The sequence below is a fragment of the Ekhidna sp. genome (assembly GCF_964218185.1).
GTDB lineage: Bacteria > Bacteroidota > Bacteroidia > Cytophagales > Cyclobacteriaceae > Ekhidna.
Map to the genome: position 1 here is coordinate 227782 of NZ_CAXPLV010000007.1, position 17595 is coordinate 245376.

19 protein-coding genes and 1 pseudogene are annotated in these 17595 nt (G+C 41.8%); 10 read left to right on the forward strand and 10 right to left on the reverse strand.

Annotated features, from left to right (window positions below; translation table 11 throughout):
- Positions 1–7: 7 nt before the first annotated feature.
- Complete coding sequence (locus ACEQZT_RS12590; protein ID WP_370089818.1) at positions 8–1519, reverse strand: acyl-CoA carboxylase subunit beta; 1512 nt, start codon at positions 1517–1519, stop codon at positions 8–10.
- 167 nt (positions 1520–1686) lie between these two features.
- Here ACEQZT_RS12590 and ACEQZT_RS12595 point away from each other — a divergent pair, with 167 nt between their 5' ends.
- The 6 genes from ACEQZT_RS12595 to ACEQZT_RS12620 all read left to right on the forward strand — a co-directional run bounded on the left by ACEQZT_RS12595 (position 1687) and on the right by ACEQZT_RS12620 (position 6840).
- Positions 1687–2628, forward strand: coding sequence for an exopolyphosphatase (locus ACEQZT_RS12595; RefSeq protein WP_370089796.1), 942 nt, complete (start codon positions 1687–1689; stop codon positions 2626–2628).
- A gap of 59 nt (positions 2629–2687) precedes the next feature.
- On the forward strand, positions 2688–4373 hold the full coding sequence (locus ACEQZT_RS12600; RefSeq protein WP_370089797.1) for a hypothetical protein: 1686 nt from the start codon (positions 2688–2690) through the stop codon (positions 4371–4373).
- Positions 4374–4382: 9 nt separating this feature from the next.
- Positions 4383–5465: an Ldh family oxidoreductase gene (locus ACEQZT_RS12605; RefSeq protein ID WP_370089798.1), complete on the forward strand. Its 1083-nt coding sequence runs from the start codon at positions 4383–4385 to the stop codon at positions 5463–5465.
- Positions 5466–5493: 28 nt separating this feature from the next.
- On the forward strand, positions 5494–5919 hold the full coding sequence (locus ACEQZT_RS12610; RefSeq protein WP_370089799.1) for a DUF1801 domain-containing protein: 426 nt from the start codon (positions 5494–5496) through the stop codon (positions 5917–5919).
- Positions 5903–6373: a hypothetical protein gene (locus ACEQZT_RS12615; RefSeq protein ID WP_370089800.1), complete on the forward strand. Its 471-nt coding sequence runs from the start codon at positions 5903–5905 to the stop codon at positions 6371–6373. Before ACEQZT_RS12610 ends, ACEQZT_RS12615 begins: the two co-directional genes overlap by 17 nt.
- A gap of 110 nt (positions 6374–6483) precedes the next feature.
- The gene (locus tag ACEQZT_RS12620) at positions 6484–6840 is read left to right on the forward strand and encodes a SiaC family regulatory phosphoprotein (RefSeq protein ID WP_370089801.1); all 357 of its coding nucleotides are present in this window, start codon (positions 6484–6486) and stop codon (positions 6838–6840) included.
- On the opposite strand, the gene ACEQZT_RS12625 is transcribed toward ACEQZT_RS12620, so the two are convergent.
- The 5 genes from ACEQZT_RS12625 to ACEQZT_RS12645 form a co-directional block, all read right to left on the reverse strand.
- Positions 6837–7361, reverse strand: coding sequence for a hypothetical protein (locus ACEQZT_RS12625; RefSeq protein ID WP_370089802.1), 525 nt, complete (start codon positions 7359–7361; stop codon positions 6837–6839). The two genes, ACEQZT_RS12620 and ACEQZT_RS12625, sit on opposite strands and share 4 nt — an antisense overlap.
- Positions 7361–7663, reverse strand: coding sequence for a septum formation initiator family protein (locus ACEQZT_RS12630; protein ID WP_370089803.1), 303 nt, complete (start codon positions 7661–7663; stop codon positions 7361–7363). Before ACEQZT_RS12630 ends, ACEQZT_RS12625 begins: the two co-directional genes overlap by 1 nt.
- Before the next feature lie 80 nt (positions 7664–7743).
- Entirely contained in the window at positions 7744–7974 is a 231-nt protein-coding gene (locus ACEQZT_RS12635) for a hypothetical protein (RefSeq protein ID WP_370089804.1), read from the reverse strand.
- Positions 7971–8402 (reverse strand): type I restriction enzyme HsdR N-terminal domain-containing protein, encoded by a 432-nt coding sequence (locus ACEQZT_RS12640; RefSeq protein ID WP_370089805.1) that lies wholly within the window; start codon positions 8400–8402, stop codon positions 7971–7973. The genes ACEQZT_RS12635 and ACEQZT_RS12640 overlap by 4 nt, the downstream gene beginning before the upstream one ends.
- Positions 8380–9711, reverse strand: a complete 1332-nt coding sequence (locus ACEQZT_RS12645) for an MFS transporter (RefSeq protein WP_370089806.1) — start codon at positions 9709–9711, stop codon at positions 8380–8382. Before ACEQZT_RS12645 ends, ACEQZT_RS12640 begins: the two co-directional genes overlap by 23 nt.
- A 19-nt stretch (positions 9712–9730) precedes the next feature.
- Between ACEQZT_RS12645 and ACEQZT_RS12650 the strand changes: the two genes are divergently transcribed.
- The 3 genes from ACEQZT_RS12650 to ACEQZT_RS12660 are packed head-to-tail and all read left to right on the forward strand — an operon-like array spanning position 9731 to position 11830.
- Entirely contained in the window at positions 9731–10420 is a 690-nt protein-coding gene (locus ACEQZT_RS12650) for a DUF6090 family protein (RefSeq protein ID WP_370089807.1), read from the forward strand.
- A 1-nt stretch (position 10421) separates the two neighbouring features.
- Positions 10422–11351 (forward strand): succinylglutamate desuccinylase/aspartoacylase family protein, encoded by a 930-nt coding sequence (locus ACEQZT_RS12655; RefSeq protein ID WP_370089808.1) that lies wholly within the window; start codon positions 10422–10424, stop codon positions 11349–11351.
- Between the two features lie 50 nt (positions 11352–11401).
- Positions 11402–11830 (forward strand): GNAT family N-acetyltransferase, encoded by a 429-nt coding sequence (locus ACEQZT_RS12660; protein ID WP_370089809.1) that lies wholly within the window; start codon positions 11402–11404, stop codon positions 11828–11830.
- Here the strand turns inward: ACEQZT_RS12660 and ACEQZT_RS12665 are convergent.
- Both ACEQZT_RS12665 and ACEQZT_RS12670 read right to left on the reverse strand, forming a co-directional pair.
- Positions 11793–13286 (reverse strand): OmpA family protein, encoded by a 1494-nt coding sequence (locus ACEQZT_RS12665; protein ID WP_370089810.1) that lies wholly within the window; start codon positions 13284–13286, stop codon positions 11793–11795. The two genes, ACEQZT_RS12660 and ACEQZT_RS12665, sit on opposite strands and share 38 nt — an antisense overlap.
- 137 nt (positions 13287–13423) lie before the next feature.
- Positions 13424–14059, reverse strand: a complete 636-nt coding sequence (locus ACEQZT_RS12670) for a DNA-3-methyladenine glycosylase (protein WP_370089811.1) — start codon at positions 14057–14059, stop codon at positions 13424–13426.
- A gap of 14 nt (positions 14060–14073) precedes the next feature.
- On the opposite strand from ACEQZT_RS12670, the gene ACEQZT_RS12675 reads away from it, so the two are divergent.
- Positions 14074–14937: a DUF2911 domain-containing protein gene (locus ACEQZT_RS12675; RefSeq protein WP_370089812.1), complete on the forward strand. Its 864-nt coding sequence runs from the start codon at positions 14074–14076 to the stop codon at positions 14935–14937.
- 32 nt (positions 14938–14969) lie between these two features.
- Here the strand turns inward: ACEQZT_RS12675 and ACEQZT_RS12680 are convergent, their stop codons facing one another.
- Together ACEQZT_RS12680 and ACEQZT_RS12685 are read right to left on the reverse strand one after the other, a co-directional pair.
- Positions 14970–16676 carry a sodium:solute symporter gene (locus tag ACEQZT_RS12680; protein WP_370089813.1) on the reverse strand — a complete coding sequence of 569 codons (1707 nt, stop codon included), beginning with the start codon at positions 16674–16676 and terminating at the stop codon, positions 14970–14972.
- A 134-nt stretch (positions 16677–16810) separates the two neighbouring features.
- A pseudogene (locus tag ACEQZT_RS12685) lies at positions 16811–17595 on the reverse strand (LmbE family protein); the annotation flags it as partial.

Below are 17595 nucleotides of genomic sequence, written 5' to 3' on the forward strand. Positions count from 1 at the left end.
TTAAGCTTTAAAGCGGAATATTTCCGTGCTTCTTTCTTGGAAGTTTGTCAACCTTATTTTCCAGCATCTTAAATGCGTGAATGAGTTTAGTTCTGGTAGCATGAGGCATAATCACCTCATCTACAAAACCTCGTGCGGCAGCAATGTATGGGTTGGCAAACTTCTCCGTATACTCATTGATTTTTTCCTGATGCATTGCATTCGGATCGTCCGCTTTTTGAATTTCCTTTCTGAAAATAATCTCAGATGCTCCCTGAGCTCCCATCACGGCGATCTCAGCTGTTGGCCAGGCATAATTCATGTCCGCTCCAATATGCTTGGAGTTCATGACGTCATAGGCTCCACCATATGCCTTTCTGGTAATCACCGAAATTCGAGGAACCGTTGCTTCACTGAAAGCATATAGGAGTTTAGCTCCATTGGTAATGATGCCGTTCCACTCCTGATCTGTTCCAGGCAAGAATCCAGGAACATCCACCAACACTAGCAGCGGGACATTGAAGCTATCGCAGAAACGAACAAATCGACCTCCCTTGGTGCTGGAATGAATATCCAGCACACCCGCCATACTCATAGGCTGGTTAGCCACGATACCTATACTTCTTCCGGCTAATCTGCCGAATCCGCAAATGATATTTTCAGCAAAATCTTTATGCACTTCCAGGAATGAATCAGCATCAATAATGCCCTTGATTACATCGTGCATATCGTATGGCTGATTAGGATTCTCAGGCATCACACTATCCAGTTCCTTACGAGTTTCATCTCCGATCTCGTACTTCAGCATTGGAGGCTCCTCCTCGCAGTTTGATGGGATGTAGCTCATCAATTGCTTGATCCGACGAATACATTCGGCCTCATTGGCGCAAGCAAAATGGGTCACACCACTTTTTGTTGCATGTGTTTGAGCTCCACCTAATTCTTCGCTTGTTACATCTTCCTGAGTTACAGTCTTCACCACGTTAGGTCCGGTCACAAACATGTAGCTACTTTGCTCCACCATGAAAATGAAGTCGGTAATAGCTGGAGAATAAACGGCCCCACCGGCACATGGACCTAGAATCGCAGATATTTGAGGCACAACCCCTGAAGCCAGCGTGTTTCTATAAAAAATATCGGCATAGCCGCCTAGTGAAACCACACCCTCCTGAATTCGCGCACCACCTGAATCGTTAAGACCAATTACCGGAGCTCCATTTTTCATGGCCATGTCCATGATCTTCACAATCTTCTCGGCAAATGTCTCGGAAAGTGATCCACCAAAAACGGTAAAATCCTGGCTGAATACATAAACCAACCTTCCATCTATGGTGCCATATCCGGTGACAACACCATCACCTAAAATCTTCTGCTCTGCCATTCCAAAATCGGTAGCCCGGTGGGTAACAAACTTCCCAATCTCCTCAAATGAGCCCTCATCCAAAAGCAAATCAATTCGCTCTCTGGCTGTCAATTTTCCTTTCTCGTGCTGTTTAGCAATCCGATCTTCTCCTCCGCCTTTCAGAGCTTCTTCGTTCATCGATTCAAGGCGCTCAATTTTTTCGGCTATAGATTGTATGTTCGTTGCGGTTTTTGGTTTCTCTGTACTCATATTTATTTGCAAAACGCCAAAGATAAAATACTATCCTTCAATCCAAGGGTCTCTCTTTGAAAGCTCACTCAAATTAGTAAATTGCGCCCTCCAATATGAAAGTCGCTGTAATCGATCTGGGTACTAATACTTTTCATCTGCTAATCGCAAGAATAGAAAAGGAATCTCATGAAATTCTTCATCGAGAGCGAAAGGCTGTAAAAATTGGAGAAAAGGGAATCAATAAAGGTGAGATCAATCAGCAAGCCTGGGATCGTGCATTGGCCGCTCTAAATGAGTTTAAAACCACCATCGCTCAAAATGAAATTGATCAGGTTTTTGCCACTGCCACTAGTGCCATTCGAAATGCTAAGAATGGGCGAGCTCTTGTTGAAGAAATAAAAAAACAAACTGGAATTGAAATAGAGGTGATCTCAGGGATGAGAGAAGCTGAGCTTATTCACCTGGGTGCCAGCAAAGCGCTCAATTTTGGTGAAGAGAAGAACCTAATTATGGATATTGGTGGGGGGAGTATTGAGTTTATTATCGCAGATCAAAATCAGGCCTATTGGTTGCAAAGCTTTGAAGTAGGTGGCCAGCGGCTTGTTGAAAAATTTCATAGAACAGACCCAATCGCACAAACAGAAATATCTGATCTCTACAATTTCTTTGATGCGGAGCTTGAGCCCTTATCGAAAGCCTGTAAAGAATACAAACCAAAAACACTCATAGGATGCTCGGGCACCTTTGATACACTTAGTGATATCTATTGTGAAGAAAATGGGATTGAGCGAGACCTTAGCCTGACTGAATATCCCTTTGGGAAGGAAGCATTCAGAGCAATCTATCAAGAACTTATCTCCAAAAGCAGAGAACAACGACTCCTGATTCCAGGTATGATTGAGATGAGGGTGGACATGATCGTGGTAGCTTGTGTCCTGGTCAATTACATCATAGAAAAATTTGAACTTGAGTCCATCCGTGTATCTGGCTATGCGCTCAAAGAAGGAATCCTGTACAACGTACTTGATCGATTCAAAAATAATACCTCCAATTAGGTATTGCGAAACCACCACAAGTTTTTAACTTTTACATTTTAACAACCTACATATCTATCATGAAATACCTATTAGGATTCGTATGCCTCATTTTTTCAATTTATAGTTATGCTCAAAATGCTGAGTTTGAAGGCATTGTCTCTGAGATTCAGAGCAATCTTGTAGAAGTGCAGACCGGAGACGAAACCTACACCCATGAAATTGAAGTCCTTAGCCACTCTGTCTTGAAATACACTCAGGTAGAAGTAGATAAAAAAGGAGATCGTGAAGAGTTGGTCTATGAATTTAATGTGGCTGATCTCGATCCTTATGTAGTTCGTGAAGAAACAAAACAGGATATTATTTACCTGAGCCTTACTGTTGATAATGGACAAAAGTTCATCAAAGAATATGAGAATGGAGAGGTTAAAGGCTATGTCTCAAACATGCTGATGGTAACTAAAAACATTGACAATGCGCGTATCATCAAAGATTTGATAAAAAAAGCGATCCCCCTGGCTGAGAAGATCATGAGCAATAAGCTTTCTGTTGAAACCTACCCTGAGATGGAAAAGTGGCTGGAAACGAACATTGTGAACGCAGAGAGCGGAAGCAAATCTTATAATCAAACCCTGGTTGCACTTGAAGATTTTCCTGGCAATGTACGACTCATCCAAACAGCCATTACATCAAAATCCTCAGTGGAAAAGCAATACATTTTCAACCTGGCTGACATCAATATCAACAGTCTGAAATTCAATATCTCAGGATCAAGTTTCTCACTTGATTTTGAGACAAAGAGAAAACAAAAGCTGATCAAAGTATTGGATAATGGAGCTCCTGATGGTTTTGATGATGAGATTGAAATCTTTACCAATAATGTGGAAGAAGCCAGAGACCTTAAAAATATTCTGACAAAAGCCGTACCTCTTGCAGAAGACAAAGTTGAAGAGTCCATTCAAAAGTTTGAAACCCTATCCACTGCACTAGACTACCTTAAGAAGTATGTATTGAATATCGACTATGGAGATGAATCTATGGAGCAGTCAATAGAAGGCGACTGCCTCATTAAGTTTATTCAAATTGATGCTGATGCCAAGTCTACAAAGAAAACAGAAGCTCAGCTAAACCTGATCGACATCAATGGAAACCTGATTGATTACGATGTGTCATCCGATAAAATGTTTGTTGAATTCACAACCAAGGAGTCCCTGGATTTATTGAAAATGTATGAAAATGATGAGTTTGATGGATATGACGATGAACTCAAAATTTATGCGGAGAATATAGAGGTAGCAAGAAGGATAAAAGCTGCACTCACAGACGCGATCAAAATATGCGAGCGAGACTATGTGGATCCGTTTGCCAATATGACTATAGAGCAAAAAATAGTCTGGCTCACCGAAAACATGAATGAGGTTCGCGTAGGAGATAAAACGATTACACAGACGTTTGAGCGATTGGATGAGTCAGACCTTGAAAAAATCAAGCTGACGAAACTGGAAGTTGACGCGAAGGGTGGACAAGAAGAGATTTTTGAGTTCAACTTCACAGATATAAATCCAAAAAGCATTCAATATAAAATTGGAAGTAAAACTTTGGCAGTATCATTCGAAACCAAATTCAAGGAGGACATCATCAAGTATTACAAGGATGGTGAAATCGAAAACTATCAGGATGGATTTGAGTTGAGTCTCACAGATATTGAGAAGGCTAGAAACGTAATTTTGGTTTTCAACCAGATCATAGCAGAGCTAAATGAGTAATTTCGCCGAATGATTTTTTCAGCGGAAGAACTTAAGCGATTTGCCACAAATGTATTTATCAGCATAGGTTGTCCTGAAGCAGAAGCGAAGCAGGCTGCCGATGTTTTAGTAAGTGCCGATCTCAGAGGAGTTGACTCTCATGGAGTAGCCCGGTTATCCGGCTACATCCGACTTCATGAAAAGAAGCGTCTAAATGCCACGCCGACAATAAAAACTGTGCACGAAACCCCCTCCACCGCTGTGGTTGATGGAGATTTGGGGCTTGGTCTTGTCGTGGGGCCGCACGCCATGAAGCTGGCTATTGAAAAAGCAAAAAATGTGGGTTCTGGATGGGTAGCTGTGAAGAACTCAAATCATTACGGCATTGCGGGATACCATGCCATGATGGCGCTTGATGAAGATTGCATAGGGATATCCCTTACCAATGCAAGCCCTTTGGTTTCTCCCACTTTCTCTAAAGAAAGATTACTTGGCACCAACCCAATTTCCATTGCCATCCCAACAAAAAATCAGCCACCATTTGTCCTGGATATGGCCACAACCACCGCTGCAAACGGAAAGCTGGAAGTCCTTCAGCGCAAAGGACTGGATGCCCCAGAAGGCTGGCTTCAGGACAAAGAAGGCCACATCACTACGGATGCAAAAGGCCTGGTAAAAGGTGGCTCCATGCGTCCGCTTGGCGGGGACAGAGAGCATGGTTCACATAAGGGATATGCATTGGGAGCTGTAGTGGATATTTTATCCGCTGTGCTTTCCGGGGCAAATTATGGCCCTTGGGTGCCGCCATTTGTAGCCTTCATCGATCCCGCACCCAATCCTGTAGGTGAAGGACTTGGGCACTTCTTTGGGGCCATGCGCATAGATGCCTTCCGTGATGGTGAAGAATTCAAATCACACATGGATAACTGGATCGAGCGATTTAGAGCCTCTAAAACGGTGAATCCGGATGAAAAAGTACTGATCCCGGGTGACCCTGAAAGAGAGATGACTGCCGAGCGATTAAAAAATGGTATTGACCTGCTAGATCCGGTTGTTGAAGATTTAAAAGAACTTGGAGAGAAATTGGGAGTCGAGTTGATAGCTGGCAATTAGTAAATTAGTACCGGTAATCCTTAACGAAATGTCTGACCTCAAAACCCAACCCAACGACCAAAGTGTAGAAGCATTTATGGATTCCATTGAGCCGGAGTGGAAGCGTGATGATGCGTGGGAAGTTCTAAAGCTCATGCAAAAAGTAAGTGGAGAAAAGCCTGTCATGTGGGGACCTTCGATTGTTGGGTTTGGCAAATACCATTACGTATACGAAAGCGGAAGAGAGGGTGACTGGATGCTGACCGGATTTTCACCCAGAAAACAATCGCTCACACTATATCTCATGTCAGGATATGAAAAAATGGATCCGCTTTTGAAAAAACTTGGGAAGTGCAAAACCAGTGTCAGCTGTCTGTATGTCAAGCGCCTTTCTGATATTGATCTGAACATTTTGGAAGAAATGATCCGGACGTCTATTGATATCGTAAAAAAGAGGTATGCGGATTATAATTAGCCTTACCCTTCTTTTACTAATAGTATCCGCTTCGGCACAGCGGGTTACTTTCGACGATCCAGACCTCACATTCAGCATTAAAAAACCGAAAGGCTGGGAGGTATTCGATGATGGTTATGTCGTTAAGGTCAGCCCCTCAATGCAAGACACTGCCAGCACGTATTTTTCCATCACTTATTTTGAAGGCGCTCAGCCATATGGTGAGATAATATTTGAGGAGCAACTACAATTGGACATAAAGCCCGCACCAACTGGAAAAACTAAAATAGCTGGTGAGCCAGCATCTTACTTTGAAGCAATCGACGAAAAATCTGCAACCATAATTTATACTTTCTCAAAGTATAATCAACGTTTTGAGCTGGTGACCAAATCACCAATCACTTCTGAACATTCCAGGCAGCTAAACTCGCTGGTTCGATCCGTAAAAGTATCGAAGAACCACCGAGATAACTGATCACCTGAACTGGGTTTTTGGTCATCTCAGCTAATTATGAAAACCATCAAGTCTTGATATAGTTAATTTAGATATTAAATAAGTGCAATTTCAAATTAATGCAAATCCTTATGGATTACTTCAGAAAATCAACACACACATCCCCTACCATCATCATGGATTCTCGATTTAAGAGTGTGCTTATAAAAGGTGATTCCTTGTGTAATGACTCTCCACTTTTTTCTGAGGTAACCAATGAAATCAAAAAGCAATTGGCTAATGGAGATTATTTCAATCTCAACTTTAAGTTTCGTGTTTTCAATGCATGGACTGCAAAATCGCTTCTTGAAATGCTCAAGGATCTCAGAGCAAAAAAACCTTCCATGATTGTTAACTGGCTATACGAAAAGCAGGATGAAGAAATGAGAGAAATGGGGCTGGACTATAGCGAACTTCTTGAGATGGATTTCAACTTTGTAACAAACTAAAATATACCCACACCAATACCGGCACGGATCACCCATGGGCTACTGTATGGCCGTGGGAGTACCGTCTCATCGTAAAGGACATTGTACAGAGCCATCATACTAAAAGAGGCCCTACCTCCCAGTTGTTCGGAATATCCTCCTCCGATCAATAGGCTGTTGTATCCAGTTCTCTCCGTTCTGACCGGATCAAAATTCGCAGGGTACTCGAAAGACAAACGCTCAAACTCTGAATATGCAAAAAACTGTTGGACAATGTTGTATCGACTAAATACACTCCATCCATAATTGTTAATGGAAATATCTGGGTTTTTGACTTTCACATATTGATAAGAAATCCCCACACCTGCTGAAAAAGCATCTGTTATTTTGTAGCCTACTTGTGGTGACAAGCTAAGGTTTGTTTGATTAGAGCCTGCACTAAACCCAAAACCTCCTCCGAAATAGATTTTATCGGCCAATTTGTTTTGACTGGCTACCGTAAGAGCCAAAAACAGCGTAAGTACTGACAGAAGAGTTTTCATCAGTTTTCTTTAACGACAATGTATAAATCCTCGTTATCCTTTTTCATCAGATACTTTTCGCGAGCCATCTTCTCCAGAAGATCAGGATTGTTATTCAGAGCCGCCTGATCATTCTTTACCTGCATAATTTTATCATGATAAAACTGACGAGCCTCTTCCAGCTCTGCTTTCTTGCTGGAAAGCTGTGCTTGCATAAACAGATCATTGCTGTCTACAAATGCCAGCCAAACAATAAAAAAGAATGTGGCCAGAAAATAGAAATTCTTGAAGAATGGGGGAATACGATCCAGTAATTTTTTCATCTGCCTTTGAATTTTATGGGTGGTTTGTCTTTCAAAGCGTCAGCAGATAATACAAATGTAGCGATTTTCATTAATAAGGCTTATTTTTCTTCCACTTCAAAATTTTTCAATCGCTTCTCCCTCCATCTCCATACAATGAAACTTGCAATGGCAATTACAACCCAAACAAATACCGACCATTTCAACTTTTCATCTTGGAAAAAGTACTTGTACAAATTGACGCTACTCATAATGAGGGCCAGAATACAAACCAACAATTGACCAGTCGCTTGATTTTGTTTGTCTCGGTATTCTTTCTTTGAGATTTTCATTGATTCAAATATGACGGAAATTCCTTTTCATGCTCATACCGACCCTCTTCTTTTTTCCAAATAAAATGACTCAACCCATTCGTTATCGCTACATACCTTGCATCCAGCACCTTGTTATACTCCGCCACCTGATTGAGTACTTTTTGATCCATCTTCACAGCCGGGGCTTTACATTCTACCAGCAAAAACATTTTCCCTTCTTTGTCTAAAACAGAAATATCTGATCGCTTTTGGTTTTTGAAGTACCGCATCGAATGCTCCAGCTTAAACATTCCCTTCGGGTAGCCAAGATGTGTAATCAATAAATTGAGAAAATGCTGTCTTACCCACTCCTCCGGAGTAAGGATCACCCACTTTTTACGCACTAAACAAAATATGGAGTTTTCTTGCAGCTTGTAATCAAACTCAGGCAGTTTGAGTGGTTGCATTTTTCAATTTTACTTGAGATAAGAAAATGATACCTATGATGAAGAATGAAGCTAGTGCCAACGTACTGTTTCGCATGCTTCCTGTCACCTGTTCGATATATCCATACACAAACGTTCCGAATACAATGGAAAGATTGTAAGTCACATCGTAAAAGCTGAAAAATGACGCAGTATCAACCGTATCCGGAGGCATAATCTTAGAAAATGTAGCTCTGGATAATGACTGGATTCCTCCCATTACTAAGCCAACAACAGCAGCCAGAGCAAAGAATTCTATCTCCTGTTTGACAAAATAGGCAAAAAGGCAACACACAATCCAGATAACGATCATGACCAACAGTGACTGGATATTACCTCGCTTTTTAGAAACAAAAGCAAATAAATATGAGCCAGCAATCGCTACAAATTGAATAAGCAAAACGGTCATAATCAGTTTTGAGGCTTCCATCTCCAACTCCTTTGAACCAAACGTAGCAGCTAAATACATGACCGTCTGCACGCCCATATTGTAAAAGAAAAAGGCCAGCAGATACTTCCGCATTCCCTCCATATCTTTCAGCTGACCCCATACATTTCTCAGCTCTCGATAGCCGTTGGTCAGGTAGTGCCCTTCAGGCTTCCTTCCATGGGGGTTTTCGGGTAGCTTAGCGATAGCGTAAAGTGAAAAACCTATCCACCAAACTCCGACTGTCAAAAAGGCAACTCGAGAAGCAATGCCAGCATCAGCGAGTCCAAACGTATTTGGCATTTCTATCACTACAAGATTGAGCACCAATAGAATAACACTTCCAAGGTATCCGTATGAATACCCTTTGGCACTCACAATATCGCGCTTGTCCTCGGTGACAATTTCATTTAAAAAGGCATCATAAAACACCAAACTGCCAGAGTATCCAACGCTCGCCATCACAGAGCACAGTATCCCCCACTCAATATTTTTTCCGGTAAAAAAGAAAAGGCCAATGCATGAAAATGAACCAATGAACATGAACATTTTCAAAAAGAACTTCTTCTTGCCTGCATAATCGGCTATCCCGGATAATATAGGTAGTATGATTGCAACCAATAAAAAAGAGGCAGAGAGTGCATAACTGTATAAAACCGAGTTTACCACTTCCGCTCCAAAAAACTTAACCTTATCACCTCCATTGGCATTGACAGCCACTGCCTGATAATAAATAGGAAAAATGGCGGATGTAATTGTAAGAGAGTAAACAGAGTTTGCCCAATCATACATACACCAGGCTCGGATGGTCTTCTTTTGGTTCAGCATATAAATAGCGTTGATGCGGCAATATAATGAATGCATCTTTTACTACTTTTAGTGCATGGCAAAACAACGCAGAATTGACCCACTTCAGGTGCTCATAGAAGTGGTCGTAATCACCATCGGTATAGTGCTCGCCTACCAACTTAATGCCATGAGGGAGGTCAACAAAACGAAAGAAGCGGAATTTAAGGCATTGCAGGAAATTAAATCAAACCTTGAGCTTGACCTGATCGACCTCACCGTCAATCAAACAGCTCATGAAAATGCACTGGTGCTCATCGACTCATTGGAGCAATGGGATGGACCTTATGAAGATCAAATTGGAATGATGCTGTTTCAGATATTTAGGGATTACTTATTCCTTCCCCAAACCAGCGCTTTCGAAACCCTGAAAGCTAAAGGTGTGGATCTGATTACCAATGATAGCATTCGAATCAAAACACAACGACTTTACGATTTTTACTACCAGATTTTAATAAAGTATGAATCTGAATATGAGGCCAATCAACTATATGACGATTTTGAGTGGGTGGTAACTACCTATTACAAGTCATTCCCTGTGAGAGATCTAAACGCCGATCCCATTCCAAAGGTAAGATCGTCTGCATGGTTGAAAGACGATGAGGTCACTACCCGATTAGATCTGTGCAAGTTTGAACATCAGTATTCTCTTGCTGCTTATCAAAAGGTCAAAGTTGAAATCAATAACCTTATTGCTTCTATCGATAAAGAATTAAAATCACGCTAATATGGACTTTGACTTAAAACCAGAAAAACTGCATCGGCAGAATATTCCAACTGCGCGGCTTCCATCGGGCACGGTAATTGAAATTCCGATATTTTCATATGAGTCTAAAAAAGAAGGCTCCACGCTATTGCTGATGGCAGGAATGCATGGCGATGAGATTAATGGAGTAGAGATCATGCGGCGGATCATCACCAAAAAATTGTACCAGGTGGAAGCCGGACGAGTGGTTCTTGTTCCCATTTTCAATGTGTTTGGGTTTATCAACTTTAGCCGTGAGGTGCCTGATGGCAAAGATGTGAATCGATCTTTTCCCGGCACCAAAAATGGATCTCTAGCCAGTCAGTTTGCATATTTCATGATGCAGGAGGTCATCCCTCATATTGATTATGGAATAGACTTTCATACTGGTGGCAAGCTCATCAATAATTACCCACAGGTGAGAGCCATGCTCGACGACCCAAAGAACGAAGCACTCGCCAATGCATTCGCCTCTCCCTTAATCATCAATTCTCCTTTTAGAGACAAATCGCTACGGAAAGAAGCAGGGAAGCTTGGCAAAAGTATCCTGGTGTATGAAGCAGGAGAATCATTAAAACTGAGAAAGCCGGCCATAGATGAAGGACTTTCCGGTATGAAGCGCGTGATGAAACACCTTGGAATGATCAGTGAGGCTCCCAAGCCAACGAAAGAACCGGTGACAATTGCCAAATCTACCTGGTCCAGAGCCAGTAGAGCCGGGCTTCACTATGCGCAGGTGAGAAACGGAGCGTTTGTAGAAAAAGGGGAAGTGCTGGGTGTCATCTCAGATCCTTATGGAGATTATGAAAGGCCAATAAAAGCTTCCCACGATTGCTATATTTTGAGTGTAAACAATAACCCAGTGGTGAATCGAGGGGATGCGTTGTTTCATACCGGGGTGAAGTCAGAATGATCCTTAAGCTCGATCATCAAAATAAAAGTATAGCCACGAAAATTCGTGAAGTGTTTCAAGTATCTTATGTGGTGGAAGCAAAACTCCTCAATGCGGAGGATAATTTTCCTCCGTTGAAAAGACCGCTTTCAGCATTCATAAATACAAATACCATTTTTTACGGCTATCACAAAAATGAAAAGCTGGTGGCCGTCATGGAAATAAAAGCAGATGCACAATCTACCCACATCCAAAGCCTAGTGGTAGATCCAGCGTTTTTTAGAAAAGGTATCGCAGGCAAACTTTTAAGTTTTCTTTTCGAAAATTTCAACAGTCCATTGTTTACCGTAGAAACAGGTGCTGCTAATGATCCAGCTATAGCACTATATGAACGCTTTGGATTTAAGCTTGTAAAAAAATGGATGACGGAGTTTGGGATCGAGAAGGTAGCATTTGAAAAAACTAATCCTCCACTACTTCAAACTCCACCCGTCTGTTAAGCTTCCTGGTTTCTTCGGTTTCGTTTGATGCTATTGGCTGATTGCCACCATAGCCTCTTCCTGTCACCCGGTATGGACTTATGCCCTGGGCGATGATATATTCTTTCACACTTCGTACCCTTGCTTCTGATAGCTGAACATTTCTTACCGGATCTCCGGTATTGTCAGTGTGGCCTTTAAGTAAAATCTTAATGTTAGGGTTGTCATTCATTACCTCCACCACCAGGTTTAGCTCCTTCTCAGAGCCTTCAATCATATTTGGCGTGCCTCGATGAAACAGGACATGATCCAATGTGATCACACTCCCTTTTGCAACAGACGAAAGCGCTATAACGTTTTCACCGACCTTGAGCTGCTCATCCAACATTACCATTTTAGGGAGGTATCCGGCAGACTTTATCTCAACTTCATTCCCAGATAGGGAGTCTATTTGAAAAAGCCCATTGGCTCCAATTCGTTTTTCTTTAGCAAGGATCATCTCAGCAGGTATTTGCTCTCCTGTTTTTGCATCCACAATTTTCAAAATCACCGATTTAGGATCTTCTGATTCTCCTTCTGCTACAATTGCTGGTTCCTCCACTTTCGCGGTATCCGCTTCTATATCCTCTCTGAATTTGATTTTCATGATATCACCATACCCATCGCTATCCTGTGAACTTACATAATAGGCCCACTCGGCTCCATCTAAAAATGAGAATGAGGTTTCAGAACCACTTGTGTTTATTTGTGACCCCAGGTTTACAGGTTCACTCCAGTTTCGCCAGGAATCATCCTGACGCACACTATAAAAAATGTCAAAACTCCCTTGACCTCCTCTTCCATTCGTCGCGAAGAAGAGTGTTCGATTATCCTCTGCGAGGAAAGGAGTGACTTCCTGAAACTCGGTATTAAGCTGATAGCCCAAGTTTTTTGCCCGATCCCATGTTCCATCGGGATTCTTTTTGACTACATAAAGATCTTCTACCCCGTATGTGTTATTGGACTCCATACTCAGGATCATATATCGACCATCTTTGGAAAGACAGCCACTTTGAATGGGAGCCTTATTCTTCAGATATGGAATGTTCACTTCATACTTATCATTGTTTGAAACAAACATGACATTTCCATAATACATCCCTTTATCAAAGGTCACCTGGCTATAGAAAATACCAAACGGTGTGAATCCTAATGGACTCAACATTCCTTTTTCACCGAGCCAATCTGGAAAGGTCAGTACTTCCCACTTTTCACCATCGATGATTCTGTTCCCTGAGAAATAGATAAGAGCAGATGTAGGCGATCCACCCATTTCCTCAGTAAAGGCCATTGCCTTTTTGAATGGGTTCAGTACCATATAGTTCTGCCCATTGGGAGTGTTGAGTGAATCAATTTTTATTCCTGTTCCTTCAAAGGCCACTTGTGCATACAGAAACTGACCAAATATCAACAAAAGAGTAATTATTGAACTTTTCAATTATTTATTTTAATTTTTTTGTGAAAATTATTTGAATATATAAATATTCGTATATATTATTGTACTTGTAAAGTTTCTCTATTGGTTAGTTGGTGACAAAGCTAAACAGCTAGTGAATTATTTGAAGTCCGGTGTGGTTAGCCGGACTTTTTTTCTTTCACAGCCTTACTCACAAACTTGTTGCCAGCTATCACAAACCTCCACAACCTTAAGGCATCTTCTTCTGCATATTCTACACCTATGCGAGTATCTGCTAAAATTTCAATTTTCTCCCGATTCGGATCTTCTGCTATCCAGATTTGATCTCCCAGCAAATCCACTCCTGTCAGCCTGGTAGTGATTCCCATGGCTTGAGATAGTGTCCCGGGACCGGATGCAAGTTTAGCCTTTGTTTGCTTTCTTCTATGAGCCATCGTATCCTCACCAATCACAGGCTCCAGCGCGCGAATCAAAACAGCGTCCGCCCTATCTTTTACATTGGTCACCACATTAAACAAATGATGGATGCCGTAGCAGAGATATACATAAGCCTGTCCGCCTTCTCCATACATTACCTCAGTTCGCGGTGTTCGTTTTTCATTAGCATGGCAAGCCTTATCTCCTCGCCCACAGTAAGCTTCTGTTTCCACGATTTTACCGGCTGTCAAAACACCATCTATCTCTGTGACCAAATACTTTCCAAGTAAATCCTTTGCTATTTCCACGACATCCTCCCGGATGTAAAACGATCTTGGAAGTTTTTCGTAAACGGATGTATTAATTTCGAAAACCATAAAACCTTTAACAAATGAAAAGAATCACAAATCTAATCGCGCTATGCTTGTTGGTCACGTTTGGTGCCACTGCGCAAATCAACACCCCACAACCAAGTCCGGCAGGAAGTGTAAGCTCCACTGTTGGTCTAACTGAAATAAACATTGATTATTTCCGGCCGGGTGTTAAAGACAGAAAAATATTCGGCTCAGGAGATGAGTATCTTGAGCAATATGGTTCTGTCTGGAGAACAGGTGCCAATGCAGGAACTGTGATTTCCTTTAGCACCGACGTGAAAATAGCAGGACAGGATGTGAAAGCTGGTGAATACCAAATTTTATCAATTCCCGGGGCTGATGAATGGCAGGTAATGTTCCACTCAGAAAAGATTGGAGGGAATATGAACAACTACGATGAGGGAAAAGTAGTAGCTAAAGCGACTGTTAAACCTATGTCACTGGATAACTCAGTAGAAAGAATGACGTTCCAAATTTCGGACATCAGTGCAGACAACACTTCTGCAAATATTCATTTTGCATGGGCAAACACGTCGTGGAAAGTACCTGTTACTGTTGACTTTCACGAGGCTGTAATGAAGGACATTGCTGCTAAAACTCAGGTAAATCCTCAGAACTATGTTGCAGCTGCTAACTATTACCTTAACTCAGGTGAGAATCTGGAGAAAGCATTGGAATGGATGAACAAGTATCTTTCAATGGGTGAGAATTCAGGTCAATTTTGGCATGTACACACCAAGGCTCAAATTTTAGCTAAGTTGGGCAAAAAGAAAGAGGCAATCGCTGCAGCTCAGGATTCAATGGCTAAAGCCAAAGCTTTTGAGCAAGGTGATTTCGGTTATATCAAGAGAAATGAAGACTTGATTGCTTCATTGAAGTAATTAAGCCCATAACAGATATCAAAAGCGTGAACTTAGTTCACGCTTTTTTTGTGTCCAATGATTCCTTGCAAGATTATACTCAGAATGATCGTTCCACAACATCCAATCACATTGTACCACAGGTAGCTGAGTGAAAACATACCCGCCTCTGTCATGAAGTGTACGATGATCACGCCTGTTTGAGCAATGAGCGCAGAAATAAAGACTGCATGTCCCATCACACGCTTGAAGAAAAAAGCAACGAGAAAAATACCCAGAACCGTACCATAGAAGACGGATCCCACAATGTTCACTGCCTCGATCAGGTTTTCTGAGTTCTTGGCAAGTATCGCAAATAAGATTGCTAATACACCCCAGGCTAATGTCAGAATTTTAGATGTATTCAAATAGTGATGTGCCGAACCATCTTTTTTAATCGCTCTTTTATAAAAGTCTACTGACGTGGTGGAAGCCAGTGCATTCAACTCAGATGATGTGGATGACATGGCTGCCGAGAAAATAACTGCTATCAGCAAACCTATCAGCCCATGGGGCAGGTAGTTGATAATGAATGTCAGAAAGACGTAATCTGAATCTTTCGTTTCAAGAGTTTCATCTGCCTTTAAGATCACCTCTTTTGCTTGCTCTCGAATCTGTACCGAGCGAGCATCAGCTTCTTTGAGCTGGCTTGCAAATGCCATCCTCTGATCATCTGATATGGCTTCATTAGCTAAATTTTCTGCAGCTGCTCTTCGTTCTTCCAGCACATGAGCATACTCGTGATCAAGTGCCTGAAACTCCCCTGCATATTCGGAATTTTCCACTATCTCCACAGATGCCTCTTTAAAATGAAGGGGTGGATTGTAAAAAATAAAAAACACATATACCATCACCCCAACAAACAGAATAAAAAATTGCATTGGAATTTTTAAAATGGCATTAAACATCAATCCCATACGACTTTCCGCTGCACTGGTGCCACCCAGATATCGTTGCACTTGTGATTGATCTGTTCCGAAATAAGAGAGAGCTAAGAAAAATCCTCCGGTGAGCCCCGACCAAATGGTATATCGCTCACCAGCATCGGTACTAAAATTCACAGCTTCAAGTTTCCCCAAATTTCCCGCTATCTCCAGTGCTCCACCAAATGAAGTATGATCCCCAATGTATCCGATGATCATAAAAAAGGCTGCAAACATTCCCACCATAATAACTCCCATCTGCTGCTTCTGAGTGATAGAAACTGCTTTCGTTCCACCGGAAACGGTATAAATAATCACTAAAATTCCTGTTCCCAGAATGGTCACCGTAAGGTCCCAATGAAGAATGGACGAAATGATAATAGCCGGAGCATAAATGGTGATACCGGCCGCTAAGCCTCGCTGAATAAGAAAAAGAGCTGCTCCAAGGTATCTGGTTTTTAGATCAAACCTTTTCTCTAAAAACTCATAAGCAGTGTACACTTTGAGGCGGTAGAAAATGGGAATGAAAACTGCTGAAACAACAATGAGTGCGATAGGTAATCCAAAATAGTTTTGAACGAAACCCATGCCACTCTCATAGGCCTGACCTGGTGTGGATATGAAAGTAATTGCACTGGCCTGAGTAGCCATCACGGAGAGTCCAATGGTCCCCCACTTCATGGTATTCCCTCCTAGGAGGTAGCCTTCTATATCTTTTTGTCCTCTTGTTTTATAAACACCATAGGCCACAATAAATAATAGTGTGCCGAACAGCACAATCAGGTCGAGGGTATTCATTTTTTAATACGCAGAGCTAAAAATGTGAAATAAAATAATTAGAACAGCAAGCCAACCAGCAATAAACAGGTAGAGGAATCTCCACTTTTTGAAAAATGGTGGCTTATCTATATTTTTTTCAGAAATCAATTCGGTCATTTACCTAAGGATATCAAGTTTACAAAAATTCTATAAGCTCCCGGCACTCCTGCTGGCAATTCTCTAAACCAGCTGTACCCAGAGTAGACATAATACCCCTCTCCATATCTTGCTACGAGCAGCCCCCCTGTTTTTGGACTTTCTCCCGGATCATTGCTCTTCAATATTGGCGTGAACTCATCAGCCCATTCGTCTGGAAAGTAAAGTCCACGCTCTTGCACCCAACCATCAAAGTCCTTTTCAGTTATTCGATTGGGTGAATTCATGACCGGGTGGTCAAAAGCCAAAATATCTACCGGAGCTTGCTCTACAGCCACACGATCTCTGGACAGCTTGAGACTATAGGGGGCAATTTCCTGTGTGACCAATCTGTGACTCGTGTTGTATTGGATGATCAGGTTACCACCTCTTTTCACATACTCGAAAAGCTCACTGTTTTTGTATGATAGCCAGTCAACAGTATTAAAAGCACGAATACCTAAAATGATTGCATCGTATTTTTTCAGATTATCCGCTACTACATCATCCTTGCTTAGAATCTCGATCTGATAGCCAACCTGCTCCAGATTAGAAGGGATAGCATCACCAGCTCCCTCGATGTATCCGATGAGATTACCTTTCTTTTTGAGATCTACCCTGACAACCTTGACCTTTGAATCCGGGTAAAGTGTTTGCTTGGGTATATGATCATAGTCAATTACAGACAAACCTTTTTGATAAGTTCTACCACTAACGGTAGCCCTGGCGGTAATGTATCCTTCTGAGGCCTCAGAAGGAGGTG

Bases quoted from the DNA above. Each gene is read 5' to 3' on its own strand.
- ACEQZT_RS12590 (WP_370089818.1), bottom strand. From the start codon at position 1,519: ATGAACGAAGAAGCTCTGAAAGGCGGAGGAGAAGATCGGATTGCTAAA.
- ACEQZT_RS12595 (WP_370089796.1), top strand. From the start codon at position 1,687: ATGAAAGTCGCTGTAATCGATCTGGGTACTAATACTTTTCATCTGCTA.
- ACEQZT_RS12600 (WP_370089797.1), top strand. From the start codon at position 2,688: ATGAAATACCTATTAGGATTCGTATGCCTCATTTTTTCAATTTATAGT.
- ACEQZT_RS12605 (WP_370089798.1), top strand. From the start codon at position 4,383: ATGATTTTTTCAGCGGAAGAACTTAAGCGATTTGCCACAAATGTATTT.
- ACEQZT_RS12610 (WP_370089799.1), top strand. From the start codon at position 5,494: ATGTCTGACCTCAAAACCCAACCCAACGACCAAAGTGTAGAAGCATTT.
- ACEQZT_RS12615 (WP_370089800.1), top strand. From the start codon at position 5,903: ATGCGGATTATAATTAGCCTTACCCTTCTTTTACTAATAGTATCCGCT.
- ACEQZT_RS12620 (WP_370089801.1), top strand. From the start codon at position 6,484: ATGGATTACTTCAGAAAATCAACACACACATCCCCTACCATCATCATG.
- ACEQZT_RS12625 (WP_370089802.1), bottom strand. From the start codon at position 7,361: ATGAAAACTCTTCTGTCAGTACTTACGCTGTTTTTGGCTCTTACGGTA.
- ACEQZT_RS12630 (WP_370089803.1), bottom strand. From the start codon at position 7,663: ATGAAAAAATTACTGGATCGTATTCCCCCATTCTTCAAGAATTTCTAT.
- ACEQZT_RS12635 (WP_370089804.1), bottom strand. From the start codon at position 7,974: ATGAAAATCTCAAAGAAAGAATACCGAGACAAACAAAATCAAGCGACT.
- ACEQZT_RS12640 (WP_370089805.1), bottom strand. From the start codon at position 8,402: ATGCAACCACTCAAACTGCCTGAGTTTGATTACAAGCTGCAAGAAAAC.
- ACEQZT_RS12645 (WP_370089806.1), bottom strand. From the start codon at position 9,711: ATGCATTCATTATATTGCCGCATCAACGCTATTTATATGCTGAACCAA.
- ACEQZT_RS12650 (WP_370089807.1), top strand. From the start codon at position 9,731: ATGGCAAAACAACGCAGAATTGACCCACTTCAGGTGCTCATAGAAGTG.
- ACEQZT_RS12655 (WP_370089808.1), top strand. From the start codon at position 10,422: ATGGACTTTGACTTAAAACCAGAAAAACTGCATCGGCAGAATATTCCA.
- ACEQZT_RS12670 (WP_370089811.1), bottom strand. From the start codon at position 14,059: ATGGTTTTCGAAATTAATACATCCGTTTACGAAAAACTTCCAAGATCG.
- ACEQZT_RS12675 (WP_370089812.1), top strand. From the start codon at position 14,074: ATGAAAAGAATCACAAATCTAATCGCGCTATGCTTGTTGGTCACGTTT.
- ACEQZT_RS12680 (WP_370089813.1), bottom strand. From the start codon at position 16,676: ATGAATACCCTCGACCTGATTGTGCTGTTCGGCACACTATTATTTATT.